This is a genomic window from Stenotrophomonas sp. YJH_SMC_79 (genome assembly GCF_059367995.1).
In genome coordinates, this window is sequence record NZ_JCAFRK010000002.1 from 880,962 (window position 1) to 894,795 (window position 13,834).

The following is a 13,834-nucleotide window of genomic DNA, read 5'->3' on the forward strand; positions in this document are numbered from 1 at the left end:
TAGCGTCGAGCCATGCTCGACTGCATGGAGAATGATGATGTCGCAACGGATTTCGATGCTGCTTGCCGCGCTGCTGCTGGCAGCGCCTGTGGCCCACGCCGCCCCCGGCCCGCAGGCACAGCGCGAGATCGTCCAGCTGATCTCCAGCCTCGATGGCTCGCAGTGCCGGTTCCAGCGCAATGGCAGCTGGCATGACGCCGCCGAGGCGCGTGCGCACCTGCAGCGCAAGTACGATTACCTGCTGAAGAAGAACCAGGTGGACAGTGCCGAGCAGTTCATCGAGCGCGCGGCCAGCCAGAGCAGCATGACCGGCAAGCCCTACCGCATCCAGTGCCCGGGGCAGCCTGAACAGACCGCAGCCGCCTGGTTCGGTGCGCGCCTGCAGGCCCTGCGCCAACGCACGCCGTAGACATGGGGGCGGTGTAGATTCGACCCATGCTCGACTGGTTCTGCCCGCAAGCTGAGGAGACACCGCCATGAACACCACGCCCAAGACGCTGTCGCGTTCATTGAACGACCGCATGATTGCCGGCGTGATGGGTGGCATCGCCCATCGCTTCGGTTGGAATGTCACGCTGCTGCGGGTGATCTACGTGCTGCTGTCGCTGGCCTCTGCAGCTTTTCCCGGCATCCTGGTCTACCTGATCCTGTGGCTGCTGATGCCGAACGAGGCCGATTGAAGACTGCGCAGCAGCCCTGGACGGTCTGGCTGCGCGCGCTGCAGGTACTGGGCGCGCTCTGGACGTCCCCCAACTCCCTGCTCGGCGTGATCGGCGGCCTGGCCGGCATGCTCGGCGGCGCGACGCCGCGCTGGAGCGGGCGGGACTGTGCGCTGGTGTTCGACCGCTGGCCGTGGGGGCCGGGCGGGGCGATCACGCTGGGCAATGTGATCCTGCACACCGGGCATGACCTGGGCATTTCCTGCCGGACCTATGCGCATCAGGCGGGCTGGGGCGTGGAGCCGCTGATCCGGCTGGACGACCACGAACGCGCACACGTGTACCAGTACATGGTGCTGGGGCCGCTGTACCTGCCGGTGTACCTGCTGTGCGGTGGAGTGAGTGCACGGAATCCGTTCGAGCGGGCGGCCGATCATTTCGCCCGGTTCGGGCGTGGTTGGTGGCCGTAGTTTCCAGCCAACGGCGCAGCCCCTCGTGGGCGGTGATGCTGGGTCGCCAAATGCAAAACCTTCGCGCTGGTCGGTCGGGTTGGGTTCGCGGGGGACGCCGTAAACCCATCCATGGGGGCTTGGCCGCGGCATCCATGCCGCGGACACCCCCGCGAACCCAACCCGACCGCCCTCTGACAGATGGCTGAGGCCTGTACCACCCACGGTAAAGAAAAAGAACAGCAGAAGCGGGTCGCGCGCTGCGCTTGCTCGCGAGCGGGGCATGGCTTGGCTCTACAGGAAGCAACAAATCAGCCGGCCAGGCCGCTTTTGCCTTTGATCTTCTTTTTCTTTTCCGTGGCTGGACGTGCCCGAAAACTGTCGGGGGTCGGTCGGGGTGGGTTCGCGGGACCGTTGGCGCCATGGATGGCGCCATCGAGCCCCCATGGACGGGTTTACGGCGTGTCCCGCGAACCCACCCCGACCGACCCAATCACATGAAGCGCATTTCGCGACCAAGCCACGAGGGGCTGCGCCGTTGGCGGGAACACACCTGGATTCGTTAGGCGAAAGTTAAAGATCCGTAAGCATTCTGCTGCGATCCCGCAGTCATCTGCATGCAACCGATCGTCATTAGCCTTCGTGACGTTCCAGTCAGGTTCGACGCGGTAAGCTCTCCCTCGATGAGCTCGCAGCATCGCTCATCGAGTGCAGTACGCAGTAGCAATTTGGAGGAAGACATCACATGGCAATCGTTCTTTATGTCGGTGGTAGCAAGGATGGCGAGAAGGGCGTGGTGCCCTACGGCTTCAGCAAATCCCGCGCCGACACCGCGCTGGGGCCGGAGTTCTACACGGAGCGGTTCATGGAACTGCAGGGTGTCGGCAAGGTCCGCCTGATGGCCCTGGAAGGCATGCGTGACGACATCGTCATGCAGCGCGCCGCCCGCCACTACCGCTGACCTTCGCAGCACGCGGCAGGGCGCGCCCACCATCGCGCGCCCGCGCCGGCATCCCAGCCCCGGGCCAGTCCGAGCCCTCTCTCCGCCAGGATGCCGGCGTCCAATCCGGCCTCGCCGCTGAACCTTGCCCCCTGTCAATGCCTTGTCCGGCTGCGTCGTCGATTGCCAGAATGGGGTCTTCCCGTAACGCGGCACAGACCTGAAGCAATGCACGACGCCAAGAACGCCCAGAGCGCGCTCGCCCAGCAGATCGCCCAGACCATCGCCGACGAGATCGGTGCCCAGTCCGCCCAGGTACGTGCCGCCGTCGGCCTGCTCGACGAAGGCGCCAGCGTTCCGTTCATCGCGCGCTACCGCAAGGAAGTGACCGGGGGCCTGGATGACACCCAGCTGCGCAACCTGGAAGTACGCCTGACCTATCTGCGTGAGCTGGAGGAACGCCGCGCGGCGGTGCTGGCCAGCATCGGCGAACAGGGCAAGCTCAGCGATGAACTGCGTAACGACATCCTCGCCGCCGATACCAAGAGCCGCCTGGAAGACCTGTACCTGCCGTACAAGCCCAAGCGCCGCACCCGCGCGCAGATCGCCCGCGAGGCCGGCCTGGAGCCGCTGGCCGATGGCCTGCTGGGCGACCCGACGCAGGATCCGCAGGTCTTCGCCGCCACCTTCGTCGATGCCGACAAGGGCGTGGCCGACGCCAAGGCCGCGCTGGAAGGCGCGCGCGCGATCCTGATGGAGCGCTGGGGCGAAGACGCCGCGCTGGTCGGTGAGCTGCGCACCTGGTTGGGCGACACCGGCGTGATCCGTGCCCGCGTGGCCGAGGGCAAGGAAACCGAGGGTGCCAAGTACCGGGATTATTTCGAGCATGCCGAAGCGCTGGCGAAGATCCCCTCGCACCGGTTGCTGGCGCTGTTCCGTGCGCGCCGCGAAGAGATCCTGTTCCTGGAGCTGGACCCGGGCAGCGATGCCGAAGCCGGTCACCAATACGCCGAAGGACGCGTGGCGCGCAGGGCCGGCATTGCCGACCAGGGGCGTGCCGCCGACCGCTGGCTGCTGGACGCCTGCCGCCTGACCTGGCGCGCCAAGCTGCACACCCATCTGCTGCTGGACCTGTTCAACCAGGCCCGCGAAAAGGCTGAGGCTGAGGCCATAGCGGTGTTCGGTGACAACCTGAAGGACCTGCTGCTGGCGGCACCGGCCGGCCCGAAGACCGTGCTCGGGCTGGACCCGGGCATCCGCACCGGCTGCAAGATCGCCGTGGTCGATGCCACCGGCAAGCTGGTGGCCACCGACACCATCTACCCGCACGAGCCACGCCGCCAGTGGGACCAGTCGCTGCAGACGATCAAGCAGCTGTGCGCCAAGCACAACGTGGAACTGATCGCGATCGGCAACGGCACCGCCAGCCGCGAAACCGACAAGCTGGCCGGCGAAGCGATCAAGGCCGCCGCCAACCCGAAGCTGCAGAAGGTGGTGGTGAGCGAGGCCGGCGCGTCGGTGTACTCGGCGTCCGAGTTCGCGGCCAAGGAGTTCCCGGGCCTGGATGTGTCGCTGCGTGGCGCAGTGTCGATCGCCCGCCGCTTGCAGGATCCGCTGGCCGAACTGGTCAAGATCGAACCCAAGGCAATCGGTGTCGGCCAGTACCAGCACGATGTGGATCAGTACCGCCTGGCGCGGGCGCTGGACGCGCGCGTCGAGGACTGCGTGAACGCGGTCGGCGTATACGTGAACACCGCCTCGGCCGCGCTGCTGTCGCGGGTGTCCGGCCTGTCGGCCACGGTGGCCGAGAACATCGTGCGCCATCGTGACGACAACGGCCCGTTCAAGCGTCGCAAGGACCTGCTGAAGGTTGCGCGCCTGGGCGAGAAGACGTTCGAGCAGTGCGCCGGCTTCCTGCGTATCGCCGATGGTGACCAGCCGCTGGACGCCTCGGCGGTGCACCCGGAAGCCTATCCGGTGGTCGAGCGCATCGTGGCCAGCACCGCGCGCCCGATCAAGGCGCTGATCGGCGATGGCAGCTTCCTGCGTGGCTTGAAGGCCGAGCAGTTCACCGACGACACCTTCGGCGTGCCGACCGTGCGCGACATCCTGAAGGAACTGGAGAAGCCGGGCCGCGACCCGCGTCCGGAGTTCAAGGCCGCGCGCTTCGCCGAAGGCGTGGAGGACATCAAGGACCTGCGCGAGGGCATGGTGCTGGAAGGCGTGGTGAGCAACGTGGCGGCCTTCGGTGCATTCGTCGATATCGGCGTGCACCAGGACGGCCTGATCCACATTTCGGCGCTGTCCGACACCTTCGTGAAGGACCCGCGCGACGTGGTCAAGGCTGGCGACATCGTCAAGGTGAAGGTGCTGGAAGTGGATGTGCCGCGCAAGCGCATCGCGCTGACCCGGCGCCTGGACGATACCCCGGGGCAGGCCACCAGCCGCCCGGGCCAGCGCGAAGAGCGCGGCCAGGGCCAGGGGCCGCGCCGTGACGCAGGCGGGCAGAACCGCGGGCCGAACCGGGGCCAGGGTAACAGCGGGCGGCCAGCCCAGTCGGCGCCGCCGGCCAACAACGCCCTGGCCGAGGCCTTCGCCCGCGCCAAGCGCAGCTGAGGTTCGTGCCCCCCGTCACGGTTGATCCGCGGCGGGGGACTTGTCGGTTTTCCCCGTGATTGCGCACACTTGCGCTGGAGGGGAGGCGTTCGGCCCCCCGCTGTCGCTGGGGAGGGCCATGACGCCAGCACGACCCGTCGTCTTCGTTGCACGCTGCAGCGCATTGCTGCGGCCAACGCCTGCCTGCGCGGGCCGGAGGGAGCGTTGATGGCGGGCCAGGGCACCAACGGCAACGGGTTGCTGGAGCGCCGCCTGCAGGAGCTGGCCGAAGAGCGTAGGCGGCTGGCGATGATCATCGATGGCACCGCCGCGGGCACCTGGGAATGGAACGTGCAGACCGGCGAGATGCGGGTCAATGCGCGCTGGGCCGAGATTGTCGGTTTCCGGCTGGAAGAGCTGGAGCCGATCTGCCAGAAGACCTTCCTGAAGCTGGTCCATCCCGATGACATAGCGCTGTCCGACGCGGCACTGGACGAGCATTTCGAGGGACGCACCGACAACTACGCGTGCCTGCTGCGGATGCGCCACAAGAACGGTCAGTGGATATGGATACAGGACCGTGGCCGCGTCTTCGAATGGGACGGGCAGGGCCGGCCGCTGTGGATGGCCGGCGCGCATGCCGACGTGACCGAACTGCAGCAGGCCCGTCATGATGCGGCCGAGACCCGTCAACGCCTGCAGGCCGTGGTCGATGCCTCCGATGAGGTGGCGGTGATCGCCACCGATACCGATGGCACCATCACCCTGTTCAATACCGGCGCGCAACGCCTGCTGGGCTACAGCGCGGCCGAAGTGGTCGGCCAGCGCCGGCTGGATGCCTTCCACGATCCGCAGGAACTGAATGCCTGGCTGCGACCGCTGGCCGATGCCGATGGCCATCTGCCAGGCGTGTTCGAGGCACTCAGTGCGCGTGCCGATGGCCAGACCTATTCGCGGCAATGGACGCTGCTGCGCAAGGATGGCCAGCCACGCCAGGTACGCCTGTCGATCAGCCGCATGGACGGTGCCGACGGTGCACGCATCGGCTATGTCGGCATGGCCATCGACATCACCGAGATCCTGCAGGCGCGAGCCGAGGCGCGCTTGTCCGCGGAGAAGTTCGCCGGTGCGTTCACCTCGGCTGCACTGGGCATGGCGCTGGTGTCGCTGGAAGGGCGATGGCTGGACGTAAACGATGCGCTGTGCCGGATCCTCGGCTATCCGCGGGAAGAGCTGCTGCAGGTGGATTTCCAGCGCCTGACCCATCCCGACGACCTGCAGACCGACCTGTCGCTGGTGCAGGACCTGTTGGCCGGGCGGCGCAGCCACTACCACCTGGAGAAACGCTATCTCGATCGCGACGGCAAGGTGATCTGGGCCCGGTTGTCGGTCTCGCTGGTGCGCAGCGAGCATGGCGAGCCGGTGCATTTCGTGTCGCAGATCCAGGACATCACCGCCCAGCGCAGCAGCGAGCAGCGGCTGTTCGAGAGCGAGCAGCGCAGCCGCATCACCCTGGATGCCGTGGCCGACCTGGTGCTGAGCGTCAGCCTCGATGGCCGTATCGACTACGCCAATGCCGCCGCAGTACGCACGTTGGCCGGCGATGGCGCGTTGTCGCTGGCCGGGCACAAGGTGCAGGATGTGCTGGCGCTGACCACCGAGTACGCGCCGGGGTCGATGCTGGACGTGTCGGTACTGCTGGATCCGGAAAGCAACGCGGTGGACCTGCATGCCGACCTGCTGCTGCGCCTGGGTGCCGCCACGGTGCCGGTGGACCTGACCCGCGCCTGGTTGCGCGATGACGAGGGCCACGTGCGAGGCGCGGTCTGGGTGCTGCGCGACGATACCCAGCAGCGTGCCCGCCAGCGCGAGGCGCGCCATCTGGCCGAGATCGATCCGCTGACCGAACTGAGCAACCGCCGTGGCTTCGAGGTGCATCTGCAGCAGGCGATCACCCGCGTTGAACGTACCGGCCAGGCCGCGTCGCTGATGTACATCGATCTGGACCGGTTCAAGCCGATCAACGATACCTGGGGCCATCTGGCTGGCGATGCGGTGCTGTGGGCGGTGGCCAGCGTTCTGCGTCACGGGGTACGCGATTCGGATGTGGTGGCGCGGCTGGGCGGCGACGAGTTCGCGGTGATCCTGTCCGGTTGCACGCCGCGTCGTGCTGCCCGCATTGGCGGTGAGCTGCTGCACACCCTGGCGTCGCTGTCGATTCCGTGGGACCAGAACCGGTTGCGCGTAGGGGCCAGCATCGGCATCGCGCCGCTGGCCGGCGGGATGAGCGTGGACCAGGCGGTGGCCGCGGCCGATGCCCAGTGTTACCGGGCCAAGGCGATGGGCCGTAACAACGTGCAGGTGCAGGGCGAGGCCAGCGAGCTGCCAGGCGACGACGTCGACGCGGCCGAGGGTTGATCTCATCCAGTGAGAGGACGGGCGCGAATACTCCGCCCACCTCCTCTCGTACAGGTGATCCCATGAATGTCTGGAACCCGATGACGGTGCGCGCCTTCGCCCCGGCCATGGTCGGTTGGTGCCTGACCCTCGCCGCCTGGCTGCGGCTGGAGGAGGTGCGTGAGGACCGTCTGGCCCAGGCAATGCTGCCGGCGCTGCAGGGAAGCGTGGTGGCGCTGCTGGCCCTGACCCTGGCGTGCACGATGGCGGCCAGCCTGGTGCTGTGGCGGCACCGTCGCCGGGATCACGGCGACGGTGCCGGCACTACTGAGGTGCAGCATCCATCAGCAGGAACCGGCATGGCGCGCGCTGGAAGGCATTGATCTGCGGCACCAGCCGCTGGAAATGCTCGCTGGCACAGTGGATGTCCAGGGCGGCGCGGTCCGGCCATTGCTCGATGAAGACGAAATGCCCGGGATCCTTCTGGTCCACGAACAGTTCATAGCCAAGGCAGAGCGGCTCGCGCTGCGTGCACGCGACCAGTTCCCGGTACAGCGGAAGCACAGTGTCCACGGCATCGGGATGTATGAAGTCTTCGGCGATGACCTTGAGCATGCAGGCACCTGTGGATGGGGCCCTGCAGGATAGTGCCGGCGGGTGGCCGGCACCCAGCCCGTCAACGCAATACTGCGTCCGCACTGACCAGCTGCACATCGTGCATCTGGTTGAGGTAAGCCTCGTAGTAGCCCTTGTGCGAGGCACCGACAATGGTGAGCATGCGGGTGCCCGGGTGTTGGCCGAGCACGTCGCGCATGTTGGCGACCATGCGCAGGTTGCGGGTTTCCCAGTAGCCGAGGTACTTGCGTCCGAAGGCATCGGGTGACGGCTCGACCAGGGTCGCGCCGAAGTCGCTGTTGTAGACGGTCATCGCCGTGTCCGGGGCGTTGTAGTCGCGATAGAGCGCAAGCAGGCCGTCGGGCTTGGCCAGGTTGGCGTGCAGCGGTTCGTCGGCGGCGAACCGCGCCGTGGTTGCCGGGTTGTCCCAGGCCGCCTGAAGCGCCGCGCCATAGGCCTTCTCCTGCTCCTTCGGGACAGGCGCGTCGGCGGTGTGGTCATCGACCGACCACAAGCGCTCCAGGCCCAGGCGTGCAGCGAGGACGCCGGCGATCATGCCGGCCTCGTCGCGCCTGGCAATGCGTTTGTCGAGGAACTGCACCAGCTCCGGGGTCAGGCTGTCTGCGGCGCGACGTTCGTCGATGGGCAGGCGCAGCCATTGCACCACCGCCGAACCGTTCTCGCCTGCGGCCAGGAACACGGCCGCGAGGCGGCGGCGCTGGGCCGGCGTAGGGGCTTTCGGCCATTGTGCGAGGAGGCGCTCCATCTCGGCATTGGCGCTGGGAACGTCCAGGCCGGTCGCGGCCTGGGCCGGTGCCGGGTCGATGCAGTAGGTCTCGACACTGTCCGCGTAGCGGGTAGGGTTGCGGCGCATGAAGTCGCACTGCAGCCCGGACAGGTTCTCCACGGCGATGGCATTGGGCTGCCATGCCTGCAGGCGCTCGAGCAGAGGCTCCAGCAATGGCTGCAGAATGTCCGGTGTGAAGGTCTTCGGCAGGCCGGACAGATGCGGGCTGCCCAGCACCAGCACCTCGTTGGTGCGGCCTGCGGGCGGCCCCTTCAGCTGGTCGGGGTGAAAGGCCGGCCGATAGGTGGCATCGGCGGCAAGCGCGCCGATGCTGCACAGGCCGAGGATGACGAAGCTGGTGAGGCGAACGAACATACGATCTCCTTGTAGATGAACATCCTGCGGATCGCTGCATGCTCGCCATTTCCGCCCGGCAGGGGACCTCCCGTTGGTCATGCAAACCTTTTTGCCTTGAGCTGCATCCATCTGCCGAGTGATGCTGTATTCCGTGCCCAGGCAATGCAGAACATGACATCCGATCACTGGAGCATCGACAGTCCGCGGCTGTGCCTCCGGCCATTTACGTCCGGTGACGCTGACGAGGCGTTTGCGGGCATCACCCCCGGGTTGACCCGCTACATGGCCTTCGAGCCGCCCCCGTCAAAGGAGGCATTTGCCGCCGTCTGGCAGGCGTGGCTGCCTGCCATTGCCGATGGGAGCGACATCACGTTCGTGATCCGCAGGCGCGAGGATGGCGTGTTCCTGGGACTGGCCGGCCTGCATCGCACCGGTGATGCAGAGCCCGAACTGGGTATCTGGATCGCTGAAGCAATGCATGGCCATGGCTATGGGCGGGAAGCAGTGGCGGCGGTGTGGTCTGCGGCGTCGCAGCGACTGTCATGCGCGGCGTTCCGCTATCCGGTGGCCGAGCAGAACCGGTCCAGCCGTTCGCTTGCTGAGTCCCTCGGGGGACAGCCCGCAGCACGTGAGCAGGGTGTGAAGTACACAACGATCATCTATCGCCTTCCTGCTGTAATGCACGGAGTTGCGACGGAGGTCGCGGAATCCCGCTAAAGCGGCTGACGGCATCGCCGATATCCCCTCTGGATCCCGCTCCAGTCGCCCGCTGCAGGACCCCAGGCTGCCCCCGATGGGCGGCCCGCGCTGTGTGTTCCGCCGCTCCCGGATGCCGATCGCACCCGCACCAGACGTTCTTGCCAGCCGCTCGAGGGGTGCCCGCAGGCACCTGTAGTCCCAAGCAACTGAAGTTGCCGCCGGGCATCCCGCCCGTCGGGTCGCAACCGCTTACCGGACACCGAGGATCAGACAATGCTCATTCCAGGCTTCACGGCGGGCGCGCAGGCGCCGGCCGAGCTGCATACCCGTTGGTCGCCGTGGCGCGCGCTGCTGGGCGCCCTGGCCCCGCAGCACCGTACCGGCACTGAACCGGCAGCGACCGATCGTGCCGAACTCGAGGCCCAGGTCGCAGCGCTGCACCGCGTGCAGGCGGTCATCGAGTTCGCGCTCGATGGCACCATCCTGCAGGCCAATGACAACTTCCTGCAGGCGGTGGGCTACCGGCTGGAGGAAATCCAGGGCAAGCATCATTCCCTGTTCGTCGATCCCGAGCAGGCGCGCAGCGCCGAGTACCGTGACTTCTGGGCGCGGCTGGGACGCGGCGAATATGACGCAGGGCAGTATCGACGCTTCGGCAAAGGCCAGCGCGAGATCTGGATCCAGGCCTCCTACAACCCGGTGCTGGATCGCCAGGGGCGACCGTACAAAGTGGTCAAGTTCGCCACCGACATCACCGCACAGAAGCTGCAGGCGGCCGATTCGGCCGGGCAGTTGGCGGCAATCGGCAAATCGCAGGCAGTGATCGAATTCAGCATGGACGGGCGCATTCTCTCGGCGAACGAGAACTTTCTCGAAGTCACCGGCTACGGCCTCGATGAGGTGCGTGGACAGCACCACTCGCTGTTCGTCGAGCCAGGCCATCGCAGCAGTGACGAATATCGCCGGTTCTGGGAGAAGCTCGGGCGTGGCGAGTATGACGCCGGGCAGTATCGACGCCTGGGCAAAGGCGGGCGTGAGGTCTGGATCCAGGCCTCCTACAACCCCATCCTCGACCTCAACGGCAAGCCGTTCAAGGTCGTCAAGTACGCAACCGACATCACCGCGCAGGTGCATGAGAACCAGGCGATGCAGCGCGCAGTGGCGCAGACCCGCGAGGTGGTGGCCGCGGCCAAGCAGGGCGACCTGACCCGGCGCGTTGCCACGGCGGACAAACAGGGTTCCATTGCCGAACTGTGCGAGGGCGTGAATTCGCTGGTCGAGGCGATGGCCGCGATCATCGGCCAGATCAAGTTCGCTGCCGACACCATTGCGGTGGGTGCGACCGAGATCGCGCAGGGAAACAGCGACCTGTCGCAGCGCACCGAGCAGCAGGCGGCCTCGCTGGAGGAAACCGCGGTGTCGATGAAGGGGTTGGCCGAGACCGTGCAGCGCACAGCCACCAACGCGCGCCAGGCGAGCCAGCTGGCCGGCGGGGCCGCCGATGTGGCTGCGCGCGGCGGCAGTGTGGTGCATGAAGTGGTCGAGACGATGGCGGTGATCAACGCCTCCTCGCGGCGCATCGTCGATATCATCGGGGTGATTGATGGCATCGCTTTCCAGACCAATATCCTGGCGTTGAACGCAGCGGTGGAGGCCGCACGCGCGGGCGAACATGGTCGAGGATTTGCCGTGGTCGCCACCGAGATCCGCGAGCTGTCCCAGCGCTCGGCCAGTGCCGCCAAGGAGATCAAGCATCTGATCGATGAGTCGGTGGCGAACGTCGGGGCCGGCACCGCCCAGGTGGAAAGCGCGGGCCGGACCATGGACGAGATCGTGACCAACGTCCGCCGGGTCAGCGATCTGATGACCGAGATCAGCACTGCCTCGCAGCAGCAGAGCGACGACATCCAGCAGATGAACCATGCGGTTGACCTGATCGACCAGGGCACGCAGCAGAACGCTGCCCTGGTCGAGGAGGCGTCGGCGGCGGCGCGCAGCATGGAAGAGCAGTCGGCACAGCTGCTGCAGACCGTCGCCGGTTTCCGCGTGCAGGACGGGGCAGGGCATCTGCATGGAGGGGCGACCCTGCGGATCGTCTAGGTGCGCGGGCCCACAGGCTCATCGGACGGCTGCATGGCCGAGGCAAGGTGCACACGGTTGCGCCCGGCATGCTTGGCCCGGTAAAGGGCCTGGTCGGCATGGCCGACCAGGTCTCCCGGCGCGTACTCATCGCTGGCGGCCTGCCAGGCCACGCCTACGCTGATGGTCACATGGCCCTCGGCAGCAGGCAGTGCGGCGCTTTCGACCGCAGCACGCAGGCGTTCGCCCAGATGCAGCGCGTGCATCGCCTCGGGCGATGGCAGGGCCGCAATGAACTCCTCGCCGCCATAGCGGGCCAGCAGGTCGTCACCGCGCTGCAGGCAGCCGTCGAGGATGCCGGCGACGGCACGCAGGCGCCGATCACCTTCGGGGTGCCCGTAGGTGTCGTTCAGCCGTTTGAAGTGGTCGATGTCGATCATCAGCACCGCCAGGCCCTGGCCCTGGCGGCGCGCGCGGCGGTGGGCCCCATCCAGCGACTCATCGAAGCTGCGCCGGTTGCCCAGCCCGGTCAGTGGATCTCGCCGCGCCAGCGTTTCCAGTTCATCGCGCTGGCGCTGGATCTCGATCTGGCTCAGCACGCTGCGCAGGGCGTAACCCAGCATCGCACCGATGAAACCTACCGTGGCCAGGTTTGGCTGCAGGCGCGCGACCAGCAGCGCCACCATCATCAGCAGCAAGGGCAGCATCAGTGGGACGCCGGCGTCGACGATGCGCCGCAGGCTGCGGGATACCTCCACTGCCGGGTAGCGGCGGTGGCTGCCGGCCAGGACGGCCAGCAACACGAACAGCCCGCTGATCAGCAGGTCGCCCCAGCCGCCGTCAGGTGTCTGCGGCTGGTAGGTGTTGATGTAGAGCGCCAGCAGGAAGTAGCCCAGCGCGTAGATCGCAAGTGTGCGGAAGAAATCGCGGCGGTCGGGATTGTCCTCGGCCAGGAAACGGATCAGCGCGAAGCAGAACACCAGGCTGTTCTGCACGCTGCTCATGGTGTTCAGGCACTGCGTCCACAGCGCGGTGTTGAGAGGCGCCATGGCGCGCGTATGCAGGTAGTACAGCAGCCAAAGCAGGGCAATGATCGCAAGGTCCACCGCACGGATGAAGCGGTTCCCGCCGCCCGGGCTTGCAGCTACATAGGTCAGGGGGATCCGGTAGAACACGTACAGGATCAGTGTCGAGGCGGTCATCTGCGCAGGGGTGAGGCCGGCCACATTGCGGTACAGCAGGGCAAGCAGGGCGAGTGAGAACAGGCCGACGGCCGCGCCGAGCAGCCGCCACTTGCAGGCCGCCTGGCTGACACGTGCGCGCCGCACGCAGGCCAGTGCGGCCAGCAGCGGCGCGGTGATCAGCAACAGGTAGGAGCCGACAGGGTCCTGCGGGCCGACCAAGGCAATGACGAGTGCGTGCGTGACCAGAAAAAACAGTGCAGCACGCAGCGTCATGCATTCCCCCGCCCCCGGATCCGGCGGGATCACGATAGGCAGATGTACGTGAGTCTGGCAAGAAAAGTGTGCGCTGCGTCTAGAGGCAACCCTGTCAGCGGTCGCAGTTATGCGTCAGTGCAGTGACACAGGAGCGGCCACATGGGCATGCATCGCCTGAAAAGCAAAAGGCCAGGTCGAGGACCTGGCCTTTGATGCTGTGGTGCCGGTGAAAGGACTCGAACCTTCATGGGGTCACCCCCGGCTGATTTTGAGTCAGCTGCGTATACCATTCCGCCACACCGGCAGGCAGCGTGTGAGTGTAACCGAGGAGGGTGGGGCTTTCATAGGGGCAAGGCAGATCGGGGCGTTTCCTGTCGGCATCGGCTCTGTGATGGCTATACTGCGCCGGCTTGAATGCCTCCAGGAGCCATAGCCGATGACAGTGTTGCAGGACCTGAGGGTGCTGGTGGTCGAGAACGACGAGATGAGCGCGGCGCTGCTGCAGATGCAGCTGGTGCATGCCGGCGCGGCCGTGGTCGGGTTGGCGGCGAGCGTGGCAGAGGCATTGCGCATGCTGGAAGACTCGGCCCCGGATGTGGCCCTGCTGGACTATCGCCTGGCCCGCAACGAGACCAGCGAGCCGGTGGCGGCAGCATTGTCGGCGCGTGGCGTACCGTTCGTGCTCGCTACCGGAATGCTGGCTGAGCAGTTGCCCGAGTCGATGCTGGCCGGAATACTGCTGGTCAAGCCGTACCTGTCGGCGGATCTGACCCGGGCGCTGACCCGTGCGGTGGGCCGTTCCAGCGCAACGGCGTGAG

The 13,834-nt window shown here is 66.8% G+C and carries 13 protein-coding genes and 1 tRNA gene; 10 read left to right on the plus strand and 4 right to left on the minus strand.

Annotated features, from left to right (window positions below; all coding sequences use genetic code 11):
* The first annotated feature begins 34 nt into the window (after positions 1-34).
* The 7 genes from AC5P57_RS10860 (at position 35) to AC5P57_RS10890 (ending at position 7,423) form a co-directional block, all read left to right on the plus strand.
* On the plus strand, positions 35-409 hold the full coding sequence (locus AC5P57_RS10860; protein ID WP_430542865.1) for a YfeK family protein: 375 nt from the start codon (positions 35-37) through the stop codon (positions 407-409).
* Positions 410-476: 67 nt separating this feature from the next.
* Positions 477-680 carry a PspC domain-containing protein gene (locus AC5P57_RS10865; RefSeq protein WP_099553115.1) on the plus strand — a complete coding sequence of 68 codons (204 nt, stop codon included), beginning with the start codon at positions 477-479 and terminating at the stop codon, positions 678-680.
* Complete coding sequence (locus tag AC5P57_RS10870) at positions 677-1,129, plus strand: hypothetical protein (RefSeq protein WP_099553116.1); 453 nt, start codon at positions 677-679, stop codon at positions 1,127-1,129. The genes AC5P57_RS10865 and AC5P57_RS10870 overlap by 4 nt, the downstream gene beginning before the upstream one ends.
* Before the next feature lie 724 nt (positions 1,130-1,853).
* Positions 1,854-2,069, plus strand: coding sequence for a hypothetical protein (locus tag AC5P57_RS10875; RefSeq protein WP_005417149.1), 216 nt, complete (start codon positions 1,854-1,856; stop codon positions 2,067-2,069).
* A 207-nt stretch (positions 2,070-2,276) separates the two neighbouring features.
* Positions 2,277-4,664: a Tex family protein gene (locus AC5P57_RS10880; protein ID WP_495219572.1), complete on the plus strand. Its 2,388-nt coding sequence runs from the start codon at positions 2,277-2,279 to the stop codon at positions 4,662-4,664.
* 207 nt (positions 4,665-4,871) lie between these two features.
* On the plus strand, positions 4,872-7,061 hold the full coding sequence (locus AC5P57_RS10885; protein WP_262234930.1) for a PAS domain S-box protein: 2,190 nt from the start codon (positions 4,872-4,874) through the stop codon (positions 7,059-7,061).
* 62 nt (positions 7,062-7,123) lie between these two features.
* Complete coding sequence (locus AC5P57_RS10890; RefSeq protein ID WP_262234931.1) at positions 7,124-7,423, plus strand: hypothetical protein; 300 nt, start codon at positions 7,124-7,126, stop codon at positions 7,421-7,423.
* Here the strand turns inward: AC5P57_RS10890 and AC5P57_RS10895 are convergent.
* On the minus strand, positions 7,365-7,655 hold the full coding sequence (locus AC5P57_RS10895) for a putative quinol monooxygenase (protein ID WP_099553120.1): 291 nt from the start codon (positions 7,653-7,655) through the stop codon (positions 7,365-7,367). The two genes, AC5P57_RS10890 and AC5P57_RS10895, sit on opposite strands and share 59 nt — an antisense overlap.
* Positions 7,656-7,716: 61 nt before the next feature.
* The gene (locus tag AC5P57_RS10900) at positions 7,717-8,817 is read right to left on the minus strand and encodes a DUF5694 domain-containing protein (RefSeq protein ID WP_262234932.1); all 1,101 of its coding nucleotides are present in this window, start codon (positions 8,815-8,817) and stop codon (positions 7,717-7,719) included.
* A 15-nt stretch (positions 8,818-8,832) separates the two neighbouring features.
* Here AC5P57_RS10900 and AC5P57_RS10905 point away from each other — a divergent pair, with 15 nt between their 5' ends.
* Together AC5P57_RS10905 and AC5P57_RS10910 are read left to right on the plus strand one after the other, a co-directional pair.
* Positions 8,833-9,516 carry a GNAT family N-acetyltransferase gene (locus AC5P57_RS10905; protein ID WP_495219573.1) on the plus strand — a complete coding sequence of 228 codons (684 nt, stop codon included), beginning with the start codon at positions 8,833-8,835 and terminating at the stop codon, positions 9,514-9,516.
* Positions 9,517-9,771: 255 nt separating this feature from the next.
* Complete coding sequence (locus tag AC5P57_RS10910; protein ID WP_099553123.1) at positions 9,772-11,598, plus strand: methyl-accepting chemotaxis protein; 1,827 nt, start codon at positions 9,772-9,774, stop codon at positions 11,596-11,598.
* Here AC5P57_RS10910 and AC5P57_RS10915 read toward each other — a convergent pair.
* Both AC5P57_RS10915 and AC5P57_RS10920 read right to left on the minus strand, forming a co-directional pair.
* Positions 11,595-13,034, minus strand: coding sequence for a GGDEF domain-containing protein (locus AC5P57_RS10915; protein WP_099553124.1), 1,440 nt, complete (start codon positions 13,032-13,034; stop codon positions 11,595-11,597). The genes AC5P57_RS10910 and AC5P57_RS10915 overlap by 4 nt on opposite strands.
* A gap of 200 nt (positions 13,035-13,234) precedes the next feature.
* Positions 13,235-13,320: transfer RNA gene (locus AC5P57_RS10920), tRNA-Leu, on the minus strand.
* Between the two features lie 132 nt (positions 13,321-13,452).
* Here AC5P57_RS10920 and AC5P57_RS10925 point away from each other — a divergent pair.
* On the plus strand, positions 13,453-13,833 hold the full coding sequence (locus AC5P57_RS10925; RefSeq protein ID WP_262234934.1) for a response regulator: 381 nt from the start codon (positions 13,453-13,455) through the stop codon (positions 13,831-13,833).
* Position 13,834: the final 1 nt, after the last annotated feature.